The organism is Chryseobacterium rhizosphaerae (assembly GCF_003385455.1).
GTDB classification, from domain to species: Bacteria; Bacteroidota; Bacteroidia; order Flavobacteriales; family Weeksellaceae; genus Chryseobacterium; species Chryseobacterium rhizosphaerae.
In genome coordinates this window covers 247619-265301 of sequence record NZ_QNUF01000002.1, presented here as the reverse complement: position 1 = coordinate 265301, position 17683 = coordinate 247619, and the positions used below count along the sequence as shown (strand labels likewise).

The 17683-nt window shown below is 36.5% G+C and carries 18 protein-coding genes; 4 read left to right on the top strand and 14 right to left on the bottom strand.

The genetic code is table 11. The features are described 5' to 3' along the window. Window positions 1–60: 60 nt before the first annotated feature. Both dprA and DRF57_RS02740 read right to left on the bottom strand, forming a co-directional pair. The gene (dprA, locus tag DRF57_RS02745) at window positions 61–1170 is read right to left on the bottom strand and encodes a DNA-processing protein DprA (protein ID WP_115916777.1); all 1110 of its coding nucleotides are present in this window, start codon (window positions 1168–1170) and stop codon (window positions 61–63) included. 35 nt (window positions 1171–1205) lie between these two features. After that, on the bottom strand, window positions 1206–1973 hold the full coding sequence (locus tag DRF57_RS02740; RefSeq protein ID WP_115916775.1) for a rhomboid family intramembrane serine protease: 768 nt from the start codon (window positions 1971–1973) through the stop codon (window positions 1206–1208). Window positions 1974–2221: 248 nt separating this feature from the next. Between DRF57_RS02740 and DRF57_RS02735 the strand changes: the two genes are divergently transcribed. Together DRF57_RS02735 and DRF57_RS02730 are read left to right on the top strand one after the other, a co-directional pair. Continuing rightward, complete coding sequence (locus tag DRF57_RS02735; RefSeq protein WP_084086394.1) at window positions 2222–3148, top strand: DUF3078 domain-containing protein; 927 nt, start codon at window positions 2222–2224, stop codon at window positions 3146–3148. A gap of 240 nt (window positions 3149–3388) precedes the next feature. Next, complete coding sequence (locus DRF57_RS02730) at window positions 3389–4312, top strand: DUF3078 domain-containing protein (protein ID WP_047484606.1); 924 nt, start codon at window positions 3389–3391, stop codon at window positions 4310–4312. Window positions 4313–4383: 71 nt separating this feature from the next. Here the strand turns inward: DRF57_RS02730 and sufD are convergent, their stop codons facing one another. The 6 genes from sufD to DRF57_RS02700 form a co-directional block, all read right to left on the bottom strand. After that, window positions 4384–5691: a Fe-S cluster assembly protein SufD gene (sufD, locus tag DRF57_RS02725; protein ID WP_047484608.1), complete on the bottom strand. Its 1308-nt coding sequence runs from the start codon at window positions 5689–5691 to the stop codon at window positions 4384–4386. A 34-nt stretch (window positions 5692–5725) separates the two neighbouring features. Next, a complete protein-coding gene (locus DRF57_RS02720; RefSeq protein WP_047484610.1) occupies window positions 5726–6118 on the bottom strand; it encodes a four helix bundle protein in 393 nt (130 codons plus the stop codon). A 30-nt stretch (window positions 6119–6148) separates the two neighbouring features. After that, the gene (sufC, locus tag DRF57_RS02715; protein ID WP_047484612.1) at window positions 6149–6892 is read right to left on the bottom strand and encodes a Fe-S cluster assembly ATPase SufC; all 744 of its coding nucleotides are present in this window, start codon (window positions 6890–6892) and stop codon (window positions 6149–6151) included. Between the two features lie 30 nt (window positions 6893–6922). Beyond that, window positions 6923–7333 carry a hydroxyisourate hydrolase gene (gene uraH / locus DRF57_RS02710; RefSeq protein ID WP_084086621.1) on the bottom strand — a complete coding sequence of 137 codons (411 nt, stop codon included), beginning with the start codon at window positions 7331–7333 and terminating at the stop codon, window positions 6923–6925. A gap of 21 nt (window positions 7334–7354) precedes the next feature. After that, complete coding sequence (sufB, locus tag DRF57_RS02705) at window positions 7355–8803, bottom strand: Fe-S cluster assembly protein SufB (protein ID WP_047484614.1); 1449 nt, start codon at window positions 8801–8803, stop codon at window positions 7355–7357. Window positions 8804–8871: 68 nt separating this feature from the next. Further along, complete coding sequence (locus DRF57_RS02700) at window positions 8872–9201, bottom strand: HesB/IscA family protein (protein WP_115916773.1); 330 nt, start codon at window positions 9199–9201, stop codon at window positions 8872–8874. A gap of 204 nt (window positions 9202–9405) precedes the next feature. Here DRF57_RS02700 and DRF57_RS02695 point away from each other — a divergent pair, with 204 nt between their 5' ends. Together DRF57_RS02695 and DRF57_RS02690 are read left to right on the top strand one after the other, a co-directional pair. After that, entirely contained in the window at window positions 9406–10335 is a 930-nt protein-coding gene (locus DRF57_RS02695) for a GLPGLI family protein (RefSeq protein ID WP_115916771.1), read from the top strand. 10 nt (window positions 10336–10345) lie between these two features. Next, a complete protein-coding gene (locus DRF57_RS02690) occupies window positions 10346–11203 on the top strand; it encodes a GLPGLI family protein (RefSeq protein ID WP_084086397.1) in 858 nt (285 codons plus the stop codon). A gap of 56 nt (window positions 11204–11259) precedes the next feature. On the opposite strand, the gene ypfJ is transcribed toward DRF57_RS02690, so the two are convergent. From ypfJ to DRF57_RS02660, 6 genes are all read right to left on the bottom strand, one after another. After that, on the bottom strand, window positions 11260–12123 hold the full coding sequence (ypfJ, locus tag DRF57_RS02685; RefSeq protein ID WP_047484620.1) for a KPN_02809 family neutral zinc metallopeptidase: 864 nt from the start codon (window positions 12121–12123) through the stop codon (window positions 11260–11262). A 78-nt stretch (window positions 12124–12201) separates the two neighbouring features. Continuing rightward, window positions 12202–14280, bottom strand: a complete 2079-nt coding sequence (locus tag DRF57_RS02680) for an LTA synthase family protein (RefSeq protein WP_115916769.1) — start codon at window positions 14278–14280, stop codon at window positions 12202–12204. A 215-nt stretch (window positions 14281–14495) separates the two neighbouring features. After that, complete coding sequence (gene ribH, locus DRF57_RS02675) at window positions 14496–15014, bottom strand: 6,7-dimethyl-8-ribityllumazine synthase (RefSeq protein WP_034734563.1); 519 nt, start codon at window positions 15012–15014, stop codon at window positions 14496–14498. A 2-nt stretch (window positions 15015–15016) separates the two neighbouring features. After that, window positions 15017–15724: a YfgM family protein gene (locus DRF57_RS02670; protein WP_047484625.1), complete on the bottom strand. Its 708-nt coding sequence runs from the start codon at window positions 15722–15724 to the stop codon at window positions 15017–15019. Between the two features lie 203 nt (window positions 15725–15927). Next, entirely contained in the window at window positions 15928–16464 is a 537-nt protein-coding gene (locus DRF57_RS02665; protein WP_047484628.1) for an adenine phosphoribosyltransferase, read from the bottom strand. Next, the gene (locus DRF57_RS02660; RefSeq protein ID WP_047484630.1) at window positions 16465–17664 is read right to left on the bottom strand and encodes an NTF2-like N-terminal transpeptidase; all 1200 of its coding nucleotides are present in this window, start codon (window positions 17662–17664) and stop codon (window positions 16465–16467) included. Window positions 17665–17683: the final 19 nt, after the last annotated feature.

Sequence of the window (17683 nt, the reverse complement as noted above, 5' to 3'; positions counted from 1 at the left end):
ATTTTATTAAAAATGAAATGTTATGTATGAAATAATGCAATATTAAGAAATCGTTAATTCTTAAATTGCGATAAATTGCCTCCCGGAAAATGATTTTACTTTCCCTAAAAGCTCCAATTCTAAAATGATTGGTAAAATTTTGTGTGAGGAAATTTCAATTCCCAGCGAAAGATCGTCTAAAGATATCTGTGGATTCTCTTTTATGTATTGATATATTGTCTGTTGAATATCAGTTAATTGTATGGCAGATTCACTGTATGGGAAAAGCTCTTCGATTTTCTCCGGAGGATCATTCAATCCCAGTAGATTGATAAGGTCTTTCAGGGTTGAAATAGCAGTTGCTTTATGATGGAAAATCAATTGATTACAACCTTGGCTGTAAGCGTCAGTAATTTTTCCCGGAAGCGCAAAAACATCCCTGTTGTAGTCATTGGCAAAAGTTGCCGTACTCACAGATCCTCCTCCGAATCCCGTTTCTACAACAATGGTGGAAGGGGAAATTCCTGCCACAATTCTGTTCCTTTGAATGAAATTTTCCCGGTCCGGTTTTCTGGTTGAGCTGAATTCGGTAAGCAATACTCCTCCCTCCTGAAGAATTTTTTCTGACAGTTTTCTGTTGTTGGCCGGATATAAAAACTGAAAACCATGAGCAAGTACTGCTACGGTGGGTTTTCGGTAGTGAATAGATTGTTCATGCACCTCTTTATCTACTCCCAATGCAAGACCACTTACGGATAAAAATGGAGCAGAACGGGTAGCTTCAAAGAAATCATGAATAAATTGCCGGCCATAAGTGGTCATATTCCGGGTTCCTACTATGCTTACCTTGCGAAGTGAATCATCAAGCTTCCCCTTTTGATAGACTATGGCAGGAGCATCCTGACATTCATGAAGGTGTTGGGGAATTTCTTTAAGATGTCTGAGTTTGATCTGGATATTATTTTTTTCGCAAAATTTTAATTCTTTTTCTGCAAAATCCAGATGTTCTTTATTTCCTATGTCAGAAACGGTTTTTGATCCCATTCCTTCCAGTTTTTTATATTCTTTTTTGCTCCTTTTCCATGCTTCTTCTGCACTTCCAAAAGCCCGGACAAGTTTATAAAAATTAATGTCACCAATCTGGCTGCATTCGCGGAGAGCGACGGCATATAAATATTCTTCGGAAATCATGTGTGTTTTTTTTCAAATGTAGTAAAAATAAGCTTTTACTTCTTTCTTAATTCCTCCAAATGATTCCAGATATCATCTCTCTTTTTATAAGGTAATTCCAGAAAATCTTCAGGATGGTTTTCTTTATATTCCTGCCACAATTTGTCATCCTTTTCACTATAATAATTAGGAAATTCCCAGATATATTTTTTCTTTTTTTCGCCTACATTTTTAAAAGCAAAAGCAATAATACTTCCTACGACTGCACCGGAAAGGTGAGCCTGCCAGGAGATTTTACTCGGCTCCTGCATCGTATAGAACAGCTCCTCAGGAAGCATTCCCCAAATTAAACTTCCATAATACAATACGACAAGCAATGATATGGTAAGCAGCTTTGTATTCCATTTAAATACTCCGCTGAAGAAAAGGAAAAAAGCAAGAACGTATACCACACCACTGGCTCCTATGGTACAGGTGTACATATAATCACCGGTAAGAATGTCGATAGGGGGAAGCAGCCAGACCAAAAGCCCTGTTGCCAGCCAGCCGATAATAAAGACCTTATTGGCTACTAAAGGATAAAACTGGTACAGCAGAAACATCAGGGCAGCAATAGGAATGGAGTTTCCTATGATATGATCTATATTTCCATGTAAAAGGGGAGATGTAATCACCCCCAACAATCCTTCGGGTACTAAAGGGATAATAGCCCCAAAGCAACTTCCAAAAAAGCCGAGCATCTGTAAAAAGTATCCGAACCACATTACTGAAAGCATCAGCAAGGGGTATATAATCGCTCTTTTGGAAAGTACATTTTTAAACATGTAGATTTTATGTCAAATCAAAAGCCAACGATAAATTTCGGAAAATTTGTCGATGAATCATATTCTACTTACCTGATTTTAAGACAAAAGGTATCAATTTTATTTTATGAAACGAGTATTTTGGCATTGAATTTATTTATACACTACATTATTGAGGCTAAAATCTGATGAAAAATGAATTTTTTGAAGATCAATTAACCTTTAAAAAAAATTATATTTAATATTTTTGCATTGAAAATTTTTAGAAAATGAAGCGGTTTTTATTAATTCTTTCCTTTTTCATAGGGATTTATGTAAGTGCACAAGAAGAATTGAAAAAAGATTCTGTAGTGGTAGACACAGTAAAATACTGGTCAGTGTTAGGAAAAAATACAGTAATGCTTAATCAGGCTGCCTTTTCCAACTGGGTAGGTGGTGGAGCGAATAATGTAGGTTGGCTTGCGGGCATCAATTACAATATGACCTATGAAAAAGAAAATGACCTTTGGGAGAATATCGTTATCATGGGATATGGACAAAATGATACCAAAGGTTTAGGAATAAGAAAAACTCAGGACGTTTTAAATGTCTCTACCAACTACGGGAGAAAATTTTCCAAGAGTTGGTATTTCTCTTTGGGAGCAGGCATACAGTCACAGTTTGCTCCAGGATATGAAGATGGCAATAATCCTGAGGCAAAGAAAATTTCAAATTTCATGGCCCCGGGATATGTAAACGTCGGTATGGGTATTACCTACAGGCCCAACGATGATTTGACGGTAACTTTACGTCCTACCAACGCCAGATGGACGTTTGTATTAGATAAAAGTCTTCAGCTGGCAGGAAATTACGGTCTGAAAAATGATGGTGATTCTTCACTATTGCAGTTCGGTTTTTTGGGAACGGCAATATATAAAGTGAAAATTATGGAAGATATTCATTTAACGAATACGGCTTCTGTCTTTTCCAATTATCTTGACCGTCCTGATAGGTTGGTGCTTGCGTACGGAGCTCTTTTAAACCTGAAAGTTAATAAGTATATTTCCTCCAATATAAGTTTAGATTTGCTGTATGATCATAACCAAATAGAGAAAACCCAGCTAAAACAAACCCTGGGAATTGGCTTTGCCTATACGCTGGATAATGGGGTGAAGCGCTCTGACCGTAAAGACAGCCAGTGGTGGATTAAGAAATAGGTAATAAAAATATAGAGCAGTAAAAAGTACTCCAAACCGGAGTGCTTTTTTTGTGGATGATGGTGAGGTCAACTTAAGTAGTTTTAAGTTTAGACTCTGTTTTTTCTGAGAGTTAAGTTTTTAAATATCTTATTTTTAACTAGTTACACGTGATATTTGAACCTTGTTAAATTCAAATTAAAGTGAATATTACCGGGGCGTAAATTATTATTTATACATTTGTAAGGAAAATAATTAATTATGAAAAAACTTTTATTGATGGCTTCCATTTCTTTTGGGGCTATTGTGGCAGCACAGGAAACTAAAACTGCAGCTCCTGCAGCTGATACTGTTAAAGCCTGGTCTATTCAGGGGCAAAACACATTAATGCTTAATCAGGCTGCCTTTTCCAATTGGGTAGGAGGTGGAGCCAACAACGTGGGATGGCTTGCCGGTGTCAATTACAACCTGACTTACGAGAAAGGTAAAGATCTTTGGGAAAACATTATTATCCTTGGATATGGCCAAAATAATACCCAGGGTACGGGGGTAAGAAAAACCCAGGATGTTATCAATCTTTCTACTAACTATGGTAGAGAATTTGCCAAAAACTGGTACTATTCTATGGGAGCTAGTCTTCAGACTCAATTTGCTCCGGGATATGAGGATGGGAACAATCCTGATGCCAAGAAAATATCAAACTTTTTTGCACCGGGGTATTTAAATTTAGGAGCAGGTGTTACCTACCGTCCTAACGATAATTTTACGATGACCCTTCGCCCTGCCAACGCAAGATGGACTTTTGTTCTGGATAAAGATCTTCAAAAAGCAGGAACTTATGGCCTTAAAAACGATGGAGATTCTTCGCTTTTTCAATTCGGTTTCCTGGGAACAGCTATTTACAAGCTGAAAATCATGGAGAATATCAGCCTGATCAATACGGGGTCTGTTTTTTCAAACTATTTAGATCATCCGGACAGATTGGTTCTTGGATATAGTGGAGTCCTTAATATGAAGATCAATAAATATATTTCTACCAATGTAACACTTGATTTATTATATGACCACAACCAGATCAAGAAAACCCAGCTAAAACAAACGTTAGGGGTAGGGTTGGCCTATAATATCGATAACGGAAAGAAACGTTCAGAGAACAAGGATAACCAGGGTTGGCTTAAGAAATAATCTTAATCACTATACATAATAAGAAAGCACTTCAATTTGAAGTGCTTTCTTATGTATCAATTATATAAGTCTTAAAATTCTAAATCAACTTCTAATTTCTCCGCCAATAGCTTTGAAATTTTTTCTTTTAAAGGCTCAATGTCGATATTCTGCATCGCATCATTCGCAAATGCATATAAAAGAAGTGCCTGTGCTTCTTTTTTAGAGATACCTCTTGCTCTCAGATAAAACAGGGCGTCTTCATTAAGCTGACCTACTGTACATCCGTGAGAACATTTTACGTCATCTGCAAAGATCTCCAACTGAGGTTTTGTATCAATACTTGCCCCTTCACTTAATAAAACATTGTTGTTTTGCTGATAGGCATTCGTTTTCTGGGCAATTTTGTCAACAAAAACTTTCCCGTTGAAAACTCCGTGGGCATTGCCATCAAAGATACCCTTGTAGTTCTGATAACTTTCACAGTTTGGAAAATTGTGGTGAACTGCGGTATGGTGGTCTACCAGCTGGTCTTTTCCGATGATGGTAATTCCGTTCATGAATGAATTGATATTTGATCCATTATGAATGAAATCCAGGTTATTTCTTACCAATTTACCTCCAAAAGAGAATGTATTTACAGTGGTTAAGCTGTCTTTCTCCTGTTTTGCAAAGGTATTATCAATAAGATATGAGGTATTGTTATCGTTCTGAAGTTTATGCCAATCTGCTTTTGCATTTGGATAAGTAAAGATCTCCGTTACGGAATTGGTCAATACATAAGTACTGTCAAAATTATGGTGACTTTCAATCACTTCCACTTTTGCTCCCTCTTCTACAATCAATAGGTTTCTTGTATTGTAGAATGTATTTTCTTCCTGATTCTGAGAAATATAGAAAATATGAATAGGTTTTTCAATCACCACATTTTTAGGAACTTTTAAAAAGAATCCATATTTGCAGTAAGCAAGATTTAAATTGGTGAAAGCCAAATCCTTAGCTGCAATGCTGTTAAAGTACTGATCGAAAACTTCTTTATGCTGCTCGTCATTCAATGCATAATTGAATGAAAGGAACTCTGCATTTTCAATAGAAACCTTAGAAAGTTCCTTATGAAGCTGCCCGTTTACAAAAACGATCCAGTCAAAATTTTCTTCTCCTAAATGCAGTTGGTCAAACTGCTCTTTGGTGATGTTATGGTTCTCTTTTGGAAAGAAATTGTAGTCTTTCTCAGTGATCTCCCTTAGGTTGGTATATTTAAACTCTTCGTCTTTTTTGGTAGGAAAACCTGTTTCTGCAAACTTTCCTAAAGCCTGAACTCTCGTTTCATCCAAAAAACGGTGACGAAGTGTACTGAGAAATTCGTTATGATTATTTAAAATTTGTTCGTTTAAACTCATTGTTTATTTGAAATTTGAGATTTGAGATTTGAAATTACGGATGGTTAAATTTATTGCCATTATGTTCGATAGTTTTTAAATATCTTATAAAGCCGGAAATCATCTTTGATAAATCCGTATAATCCTTTTTCAAATCATTAAATTCATTTTCGGTAATAAAATTTCTATCAAATGCTCTGATTAATTGAGATCTTACTTCACCACATGAACCTTTTGACATAGATAGAAAATTGATAAATTCTTTATTTCCCTCCCTTTCAAAACCTTCTGCAATGTTATCCATTACAGAAGCCGATGAACGGTCTATTTGATTTTTAATGTTTAGACTGCAATTTGAATTTTGTACGAGTGAGATGAAAACTTTCTGGCATAATTCTCTGGATCTTTTCCATATTTCTAAATCTTCAAAATTATTTATAGTTGCCATAATTTCAAATCTCAAATCGCAAACTTCAAATTAGTTAAGCAGCCAGTCGTAACCCTTTTCTTCAAGTTCTAACGCTAAAGATTTATCACCTGTTTTGATGATTTTTCCATTGGCTAAAACGTGAACAAAGTCAGGTTGAATATAGTTAAGCAATCTTTGATAGTGTGTAATCAAAAGAACTGCATTTCCTTCATTTTTAAAGTGATTCACCCCATCTGCTACAATTCTTAATGCATCAATGTCTAATCCTGAATCTGTTTCATCAAGAATAGCCAGTTTAGGATTAAGCATCATCATCTGGAAGATCTCATTTCTTTTCTTTTCACCTCCGGAGAATCCCTCGTTTAATGATCTTGAAAGGAAATCTTTTTTGATCCCTAATTTTTCAGACTTTTCACGAATGAGAGCAAGCATTTCTTTTGCCGGCATCTCTCCCAGTCCGTTTGCTTTTCTGGTTTCGTTTAAAGCAGCCTTGATAAAGTTCGTTACAGAAACTCCCGGAATTTCCACTGGATACTGGAAAGAAAGGAAGATTCCTTTGTGAGCTCTGTCTTCAGGAGCATCTTCACTGATATCTTCACCCTGGAAAAGGATTTCTCCACCAGTTACTTCATAATCCTCTTTTCCTGCGATTACAGAAGAAAGTGTGGATTTACCAGCTCCGTTTGGCCCCATGATAGCGTGAACTTCGCCCGGCTTTATTTCAAGATTAATACCTTTTAATATTTCTGCGCCATCTTCAATTTTGGCGTGAAGGTCTTTTATTTGTAACATTCTTGCTAACTTTTTCTTTTTATAATTGTATTAGCTTCCTCTGTATGTGGAATATCCAAATGGTGATAAAGTAATAGGAACATGATAATGTTCGTTATTTTTTATCTGGAATATTACCTCAATAGACGGATAGAAGCTTTCTATTTTTTTGTTTTTATAATAATCTTCTACAAAGAATACGAGTTTGTATTTTCCGTAATTATTGCTCTTTTGGTATGGTAAAAAATCTGAAACCCTGCCATTATTATCAGTTTGCTTTTTACCTATAGAAACCCATTGCTGGGTTGTTTCATTATATTTCTCCAGTTCAATTTTTACATTTCCTGCAGGTTGTCCCTGCGAAATGTCAAGAATATGACTTGAAAGTTGAAATCCCGTCTTTTCCTGAGCAGAAAAGGCCAAGAAAATGAATCCAAAAAATAACAATAAAAACTTTTTCATAGAGACCATTTTCTCAGTGGACTATCCAACTGAACCTTCTAATGAAATTTCTAATAATTTCTGTGCTTCGATAGCAAATTCCATTGGAAGTTTATTTAAAACTTCTTTGCTGAAACCATTAACGATCAGGGCAATTGCTCTTTCCGTATCAATACCTCTTTGGTTACAGTAGAAAATCTGATCTTCTCCGATTTTCGAAGTCGTTGCTTCGTGCTCGAGCTGTGCCGTAGGATCTTTGATTTCAATATAAGGGAAGGTATGTGCCCCACATTCATTACCCATCAATAAAGAGTCACATTGAGAGAAGTTTCTTGCCCCTTTAGCAGTAGGCATTACTTTTACCAATCCTCTGTATGAGTTTTGAGATTTTCCTGCAGAAATACCTTTTGAAATGATCGTTGACTTGGTATTTTTTCCAATGTGGATCATTTTTGTACCTGTATCTGCATATTGGTGATTGTTTGTCACAGCGATAGAGTAGAACTCTCCGATTGATCCGTCACCTTTCAGAATACAAGATGGATATTTCCATGTTACTGCAGAACCTGTTTCCACCTGTGTCCAAGAAATTTTTGCATTTCTTTCGCAAAGTCCTCTTTTTGTCACAAAGTTGAAAACACCTCCTTTTCCTTCTTCATTACCCGGATACCAGTTCTGAACAGTTGAGTATTTGATCTCTGCATCATCCATTGCAATAAGCTCTACAACCGCAGCGTGAAGCTGGTTTTCATCTCTTGACGGCGCAGTACATCCTTCAAGATAAGAAACATAACTTCCTTCATCAGCAATGACAAGAGTTCTTTCAAACTGGCCTGTTCCTGCCTGGTTGATACGGAAATACGTGGAAAGTTCCATTGGGCATCTTACTCCCTTAGGAATATAGCAGAAACTTCCGTCAGAAAATACTGCGGAATTCAATGCTGCATAAAAGTTATCTCCTCTTGGAACTACTTTTCCAAGATATTTTCTTACTAAATCAGGATGGTTTTTAATGGCCTCAGAAATAGAACAGAAAATAATTCCTTTTTCAGCCAATGTATCCTGGAAAGTGGTTTTCACAGAAACTGAGTCTATTACAATATCTACAGCTACTCCTGAAAGTCTTTTCTGCTCTTCGATATTAATCCCTAGCTTTGCGAAAGTTTTCAATAATTCCGGGTCCACTTCGTCAAGGCTTTCCAATTCAGGTTTTGCCTTTGGAGCAGCATAGTAACGGATTGCTTGAAAATCCGGCTTTTCATATTTGATGTTTGCCCACTCGGGCTCCACCATTTTTAGCCAGATTTTGAAAGATTCCAAACGCCATTCAGTCATCCATTCAGGCTCTTCTTTTTTTGCAGAGATAGCACGGACGATATCCTCATTCAAACCAATTGGGAAGTCTTCATAATCAATCTTCGTTTCCCAACCGAATTCATATTTTTTATTTTCTAGATCGACTCTTAAATCGTCTTCAGTATATTTACTCATTATTTTTTTTTATTTCAGATTTTAGATTTCAGGTTGATTTCTGATTTCTAGTATCTAATGTCTTTTCTCTAAAGACTAAATGATTCTCCACATCCACATGTTCTGGATGCATTCGGGTTGTTAAATACAAACCCTTTTCCGTTCAATCCTCCTGAGTACTCAAGAGTTGTTCCTGCTAAGTATAAGATAGATTTTTTATCAATAACAATTTTAATGTCATTATCTTCAAAAATCTGATCTGTGTCTGTTTTTTGGTTGTCAAACTTTAAAACATACTCTAAACCAGAGCATCCGCCGCTTTTAACACCAACTCTTATATAATCTTCAGCAGGGTTAAAACCACCTTCTGTCATCAGCTGAATGGCTTTTTCCTTTGCGTAATCTGATACTTTTATCATTGTATTTATTTAGAATGATTTAATTAGGCAAAAATACGAACTAATTTCCGCAATCTCAAATCGAAGATATCTATTTTAATGATTCTGATCTTAATACGACATTTTAATTCCTGGGATTAGTGTTAAAGATGTATAAATTTTCTCTCAAAGACCTGAATACTTTTAACCTTGAATTCTATTTTTCATCTATAAATAAAATGAACAATGAAACAAAAAGTATTAATTTTTTTTGTATTGTTTTTAATGGTAGCGTCTTATGGACAGACTACAAGGTATATCTATGAAACTTCTGTGAACCCGGATTCAATTAATCTGGTGAGCATGAAAATTGAAAAAACTTTTTTAGATATTAAAGGAAACCGTTCTTTATTTGTCAGTGAAAATAAATTGAAAAAAGATTCTCTTTTAAATTCTTTTAGATCGGAAATAAAAGAAAATAATAGAAAAGGAGATAAAGATTTTCCAAAACAGGAAGGGAAGAGACATATTGAACCTACTTTTTTTGAATATTTTGTTTCAAAGAATATTCCGGAGCAAAAAGTATATTATTATGAGAAAGCTGCCGGTAAACAAATTTATTATCAGGAAGACAGACCTTTGAAATGGGAAATAACCCAAACTGTAGAAAAACAGAATGGATATCCTGCTCAAAAAGCTGTTGTCAATTTTGGAGGAAGGAGTTGGACTGCCTGGTTTACGAAAGATATTGCTATTTCTGATGGTCCGTACAAATTCTCGGGATTACCGGGGTTGATTGTGAAACTGGAAGATGATAAAGGAGATTTTAAGTTCGATCTTGTTAAGAAAATCCAGATTAAGGATGCTTTTGAGGAGCCTATACATGCTGATGCAAAACAAAGTACAAGAACTAATTTCCACGGAGATAAAGCAGCTTTGGAACTAGAGTCTAATAAAAACAGAAAATCTATGGCTGGAAATAATGGCGGCGAGAATATGGGTTTTAATAGAGAAGGAAGACACGGAGGAGGAATGAGAGGCGGTGGCCACCCGGGCGGAGGAATGCGTGGAGGTATGGGTGGAAATCATCAGGATTCTCCTGTACAGCAAAATCAAGGAGCAGAACATTTTTCTTTTGGAAGTGGCTCAATCCAAAATCCTATTGAATTAAAATAAAAAAATATAAATGAAAAAATTAGGTATTATTGCTTTGGCATTCTTTATACAGCATGTCTCTGCACAAACCAACAGATTTGTGTATCAGGTAACTATGAAACCTGATGCAGAAAATAAAGCGGATATTAAAACTGAAAACGCCTATTTGGATATTTCTCCTGAAAAATCAGTCTTTTACTCTGAAAACAGAATCAAAAGGGACTCTATTATGCAAAAAGCATTTCAGGGAGGTGGCGGAAGAGGAAGTGTGAGTAGGGATCAGATGGAAAATTTGAGAACGAATATCAGCTATTCTGTAGAAAAAGATAAAACGAATCAGAAGACTTACCTGAAAGACAGAATAGGAAGGGATAGCTATTCTTATGAAGAAGACAGACCTCTGAACTGGAAAATTTCCTCAGAAACTACAAAAATTGGGGAGTATAAAGTTCAAAAAGCTGAAACTGATTTTGCCGGAAGAAAATGGACTGCCTGGTTTACTACGGATCTTCCATATCAGGATGGCCCCTATAAGTTCGGCGGGCTTCCGGGACTGATTGTAAAAGTAGAAGATGATAAAGGAGATTATTCTTTCGATTTGATGAAAAATTTTAAAATTGCTGAATTTCCTGTCCTGAACCAGTTTGGAACTCCGATAAAAGTGAAAAGAACTGATTTTATAAAGCAGCAGCAGAAGTTCAAATCTGATCCTGCGGCCTTTATGAGTCAAAGCGGAGGACAAGGTGGATTCGCCACTACGATGAGAGTTGGAGGAGGAAGAGGCCCGGGCGGAGGTGGAAACCAAAATCCTGCTGATATGAAAAAAAGAATGGAAGAGAGGGTAAAAGAAGAAGCTAAGAAAAATAGTAATCCCATTGAATTACAATAAATAAAAATCCCTGAAGAAATTTTCTTCAGGGATTTTTTTATTTTTATTCTGTCAGTTTATTTTAAAAGCTGGTTGAAAGTGTCTCCTTGTCTGATATCACCACTATTATACCCCTTCATAAACCATTCTTTACGTTGTGCTGATGATCCGTGGGTAAAACTTTCCTGATTAACATACCCCTGAGCTCTTTTTTGGATATTGTCATCTCCCACAGCCTGTGCTGCATCTATAGCAGACTGTATATCTCCAGGTTCCAGAATATGTTTGGAGTCATCTGTTTTCTTGGCCCAGACTCCGGCATAAAAATCGGCTTGTAACTCTGTAGCCACAGAGACTCTGTTCATCTCTGCTTCTGAATATCTTCCGCTTCTTCTGAGGGCATCTACTTTTTGTGTTGTACCCAAAAGAGTTTGTACATGATGTCCTACTTCATGAGCAAGAACATAAGCCACTGTAAATTCGGTAACCTTTGCTCCAAATCTCTGTTGAAGTTCATTGAAGAAACTCATGTCCATATATACTTTCTGATCAGCCGGGCAATAGAAAGGTCCCATTGCAGATTCTGCCACACCACATGCAGATCTTGTCGTATTTTCAAAAAGGACTACTTCTGGTGCAGAATAGGTCATCCCATTTTCTTTAAAGATCTGATCCCAGGTTAAAATATTCCATTTGGCCATCATATCGACCATTTCACCGATCTGTTTTTCATTGGCCGTAAGTTCTCTTTTTTCACCGGAATTTCCTGAAGACTGTACGCTGCCGGAATTCAATATACCGGAAGGGTCTCCTCCTAAAAAGAACACAATTGCTGCTATAATTAAAGTTCCGAGTCCGCCGCCTACGATCATACCACCTCCTCCGCCTCCGGAACCACGGCGGTCATCAACGTTTCCGCCTCTGTCGTCTGTCCATTTCATACTAATAATTTTATGGGTAAATTTAATTAATTTAAGTTAAAACTATATCAATCAATATTTTAAAAATATATCAAGTTTTTATCTGTTCAGCTGTTTTGTTTTTAGCCAATAGGAGGTAGACTGATAGGCTGAAATCGTTTCATCTATCAGTTTCTGATCGGTATTCTTCAATAGTTTTTCGTTATAATACAGCTTAAATTCCGGTGCAAGATCACTTTTTTCCAGTTCTAAAGAATATTGTTTTGCCTTTTTCACCGGAGAAATTACCGTTAGATGTCCGTCTTTTATAAAGCCCAGATCCTGATAGGTGGCAACATACGCTTTAGGCTGGAATTCTTTTTTGAAAACATCCTGACCCAGAAACTTAGACTGATAACTGAAATTCAGAAGTCCTAAAACAGTAGGCATTATATCGATCTGAGACATCAGTGAATTAAACTTTTGAGGCTCGATAAATCCTTCCGAGAAGACCATTGCAGGAATTCTGTATTTATCCATTGGGAGTTCTGTTTTCCCTGCACTGGAAGCACAATGGTCAGCAATGATAACAAAGACTGTATTTTTGTACCAATCCTGCTTTTTAGCCATATCAAAGAACAGTTTAAGGGAATAATCTGTATATTTTACACCACCTTCACGGGATTTTGATGTCCCCGGAATATCAATTCTTCCATCAGGGTAAGTGAAGGGTCTGTGATTGGAAACGGTCATCCAATGATTAAAAAACGGTTTTCCTGATTTTGCTTCGGCATTCATCACCTGGATTGCTTTTTTAGCCATATCTTCATCAGCAACACCCCAAACATTGGCAAAACTGATTTCTTCAGGTTTAAAATTATTTCGGTCTACAATACCATACCCGTTTCCTCCGAAGAAGTCCTGCATATTATCAAAATAGCTGTATCCTCCATAGAGAAACTTAACATCATAGCCCTTAGACTTGAAAACATTTCCTGTTGTAAATTTGTTTTTGTTATCATCTCTTTTAATAATACTTTCTCCTGCTGTAGGAGGAATACAAAGAGTTAAAGCTTCCAGACCGCGTACGGTTCTGTTTCCTGTAGCATAGAGATTCGTGAACATCAATGACTTCTCTGCCAGACTGTCTAAGAACGGGGTGATTTTTTGAGTATTTCCATAATGCTCCATAAAATCTGCAGAAAGACTTTCTATGGAAATCAGGACTACATTTTTCTTTAGCTCGGGCTGTTCAGCCACAATATTCCTTGCCAGTACAGGCGGCGAATACTGGCTTAAGAAATTCTTTTCTGCCTGCTGTTGATTGATCTGTGAATAAAACTGGAAATAATCGAGCTCATTATGGGTAAAGGCCCAATAGAACTTAGGAATTCCATTCGCTTCAATTTCATCCGCAAAAACATTGTCAGACTTTATCTGCATTAATGATGGGATCACTAATAAGCTAATTCCACAAAGAACAGCATAGGAGCCCAGCAAAATCATTTTTTCTTTGAAATTGGGAAGTTCCAGAAGCTCATTTTTTGTTTTTTTATAAATGAACCAGGTAATAGATAAGGTTACTATAAGTATTGCTGAAAATAATGGAACTACAGGGTAGCTTTCCATAATATTCCCAATCACTTCATTGGTGTAAATCAGATAATCTACTGCTATGAAGTTATAACGTACTCCGAATTCATTATAGAAGAAGTATTCACTTACTCCATTAAAGATGATGGAAAGTACATATAATAAAAGGGTAATAAAGTATAATGTGTTACGAATCTTAATCCTTTGAGTGGGAAGGAAGAGCATGAGCCCAAAGAAAAAAGTCTTTATTCCTACAAACGCTAGCGCAACTTCTGTTACAGAACCTCCGTACTGCTTGAAAATATTGTTCGGAATGAGCCATATATAAAGGAAAAACAAGACTAATATCCCAAAAATAATATAGCCGTAGGGCTTTTTATATTTTGAATTGGAGAGAAATAAAAAGTAGAGCGCCAGTAATGCACTGGCCAGTATGAAGACAAAGAAATCATTCAAAAGACCAACTAACAAGACTTTTATTATTTCAAAAAACCCAAAACTAGCTGTGGTAATAGGGTGAAAAAAGAATACTGTTCTTATTATTAACGAAATAATAAGATAGAAAACTCCTAAATATAGGAACGGTTTTATTTTTTTTAAAAACATAGAGATACTGTCTATAGTAGTTTACACAAAGATAGTTTTTGTGTCTAAGTTTTAACAGAAAAAAATAAAAATATAGCGTTTATGAGTAAGATTTATGAATTGAAAAAATAAATTTTCAGCCTATTTATTTTTCAACTGTTCTATATGTTTTTGCATCAATTCAATAAAAAAGGACTATTAAAAATAGTCCTGTATATCGTGAAGGGGGAATCAAATTAGGAATGTCCGAATCCGATATTTCCTTTTTTATCTGATAATTTCTTTTTGAAATCAATCATTCTTAAAGCGGTTACTGCTGCTTCAACGCCTTTGTTTCCTAAGTCACCACCACTTCTGGCAATAGACTGTTCTTTGGTGTCGTCAGTCAATACGCAGAATATTGTAGGAGTATCCGTCATGATGTTACAGTCTTTGATTCCCTGTGCTACTGCAGAGCACACATAGTCGAAGTGAGGGGTTTCCCCACGGATCACGCATCCGATGGATATCACTGCATCATATTTTCTTTCTTTGCAAAGCTGCATGCTTGCATAGTTCAATTCAAAAGCTCCGGGAACAGGAAAAAGTTTGATGTTTTCAGGTTTTACCCCTTCTTTTTCAAGTATTTCTAAAGCTGCATCACGAAGATTGTACGTTACAAAGTCATTCCACTCAGAAAAAACAATGCCGATAGAAAAATCTTCGGCATTAGTTATATGAAGTGGCTTGTAATCGGAAAGATTAACTGTTGCCATTTTTAATAATATTTAGTCATTTCAATATAAGAATCAGACATTCCGTTGTCATAGTCCTGATATTTCTCGTCAATTGCTGAGAAGTATTTTTTAGCTTCCGGATTTTTCTTTAATCCTAATGCTACGATCCCTGCTTTTCTTGTGAAGAAATAAGTAGTGTAAGGATCATTAGACGCTGTTGCTGCCTTATCCAATAAAGCTAAAGCCTCATCGTTTTTGTTAAGACCTGATTTAGCATCCGCCATAGCTCCGTATTTCATTGCCATTAACGTTTTGTTATCAGATGAAAACTTATCTAAAAGGTCGTAAGATTCCTGGAATTTTCCTTCTTTAAATTTCAATAATCCGGCATTGTAAGCAGAAAGTTGTCCTACACTAGTCCCGGAATAATCATTGTATGTACCTACAAAACCAGGATTTGCAGCAGATTTTCCACCTAAAGCTTCTTTATCTTTACCTTCTACCAGGTTTTTTTGAGCAGCAAGGAAACTTTTTACAGCTTCAACATTCTTAGGAGCAACTACAAATTGCTTGTATCCGAAGAATCCTAAAACTCCTAAGATTAAAACTCCAAATACAATCCCTAAAGGTTTTGAATATTTTTCAAGAAATCTCTCAGTGTTTAAAGCCTCTCTGTCAAGGTCTTTAAAGAACTCAACCGTTTCTTTACCTTCTTGCTCATTCTGAGCATTCTTTCCCAATTTTGCCATAAGTTTTTAAAAATTGAACTGCAAATTTAATTGTTTCTGAATGATTTACAAAATACTTTATCAGTATTATTATGCAAATGTTATGAAATAGTATCTGTTTATCATAAAAATGCTTCGACTCCGCTCTGCAAGACTTTTTTAAACCAACCTTTTGTTGATGTTGTCCTGCAGAGCGGAGTCGGATAATTTATGCTATAAAGTCCTTAGTATTCTAAGATATGATAGATCTCGGCACCGAACTTTTCAAGTTTTTCATTTCCTCCCAGGCCTTTTAAACCAATAAGGAAACTGAACTGAGAAGCGATTGCTCCTTGCTTTTCCACCAATTTGGCTGCTGCTTCAGTAGTCCCTCCGGTAGCCAGTAAATCGTCATGTATCAGTATTCTCTGTCCTTTCTTGATTTGCCCTTCACGGGTTTCTATTTCAGCAGTACCATATTCCAGGTCATATTTCTCTGAAATAATTGGGGGCGGAAGTTTTCCTTTTTTTCTGATGAGAATAAAAGGTACTTCCAGTGCTACTGCAATGGCGATTCCAAAAAGGTAACCTCGGCTTTCTATTCCGCATACAGCGTCTATTTTTCCTTTGCTGAAGGTAACCAAATCGGCTATTACATCTTCATATAGTTTTGGGTCTAAAAAAATGGGTGAAATATCCTTAAACTGTATTCCTGGTATTGGAAAGTCAGGGAAATTTTCAATTGTTTCTTCTAGTCTTTTGATCAGTTCTGCTGAAGCCATTTATGGGTTTATTTTATAGCTGGAAATTTTCCAGTCTCCGTTTACATTTTTAAGTCCGAAAGTTACTTTTAATGAAGTCGTTTTACCGTTTTTATCGGTTACGTCATACGTTGCATTGACACTGGCTCCGTTAGGATTGGTAGCGCTTGTCGTGATGTTCTTTACGCTTACATTTTTTACAGATCCAAAACCTGAAGTAGGGTTTGAGAAAGACTCATAGCTTCCCCAGCTTGGGTTATTGGAGGCATCATATGCTGCTTTTAAGTTTTGAGAGCTTACACTATTCAAAAACTTGCTTACTGTATTTTTAGGATCCGCGGTAGGTTGCTTTGGAGCTGCCGGTGCTGTTGGAGTTGCAGTACCTGGTTCTGTAGTGGTGGGTGTAGTTGAAGGATTATTTGGATCTACCACAGCGCTTGGCTGCTGAGTTACTGCTGTAGTATCCGTTTTAGGAACAGCAGGCACTTTCAGGGCAGCAGCATTTACATCAAGCCCTATTTTTGACATCTTGAATGTTTTTGCCGTTGTTTTTACTGAAACAGTGATGTCTATTTTATTATCAACTACTTTTGCCGCCGGAATAGAGGAGAATTTAAGATTAAATCCTTTAAAGTTATTATCCTGCATCAGGTTTTTGGCTGTAGAAAGTCTCACTCCGTTGCTGAAAACCTCCAGTGTTGCCTCTAGCCCTGCTCCTGTAAATGATACCGGATTTCCTGCAGCATCTACAAGTCTTGGAACGATCTGGATAGAGGTAGGAGCTCCTGCTCCGTCATCACCCATGGGTCTTGTAACAAGGCTTAGTGCTCCTGCTTTTACATCATTAGGATCACTTTCTTTAGCTTTATCATCTCCGAAGATATTCATTTCTCCCAATGAAGGCGGGCTGGTACTTGCCCATTCGATTCCATTTTTCTGTGCAATTTCGTCTGCCAGTGTCAGGATTTCAGGCACTTTTTTTCCGTCAATCAGTTTTCCAAGTGCTTTTAGCTCGTTCACATCCCCATCTGCTTCTACACCGAATGTCTTAAGAATATAAAGAGCTTCATTAAACTTAATCTGTTTAATGGTTGATAAGCTGGAGGTCATATCATTGATACTTGACTGCAGCGTTTTAGTATTCGTAGCATCTACATGATCTTTCTTACATGCTGTAAAAAGCAACAGACTGAAAACAAGTAGAAAAGAAAACTTTTTCATTTTTATTTGGTTTGTTGCA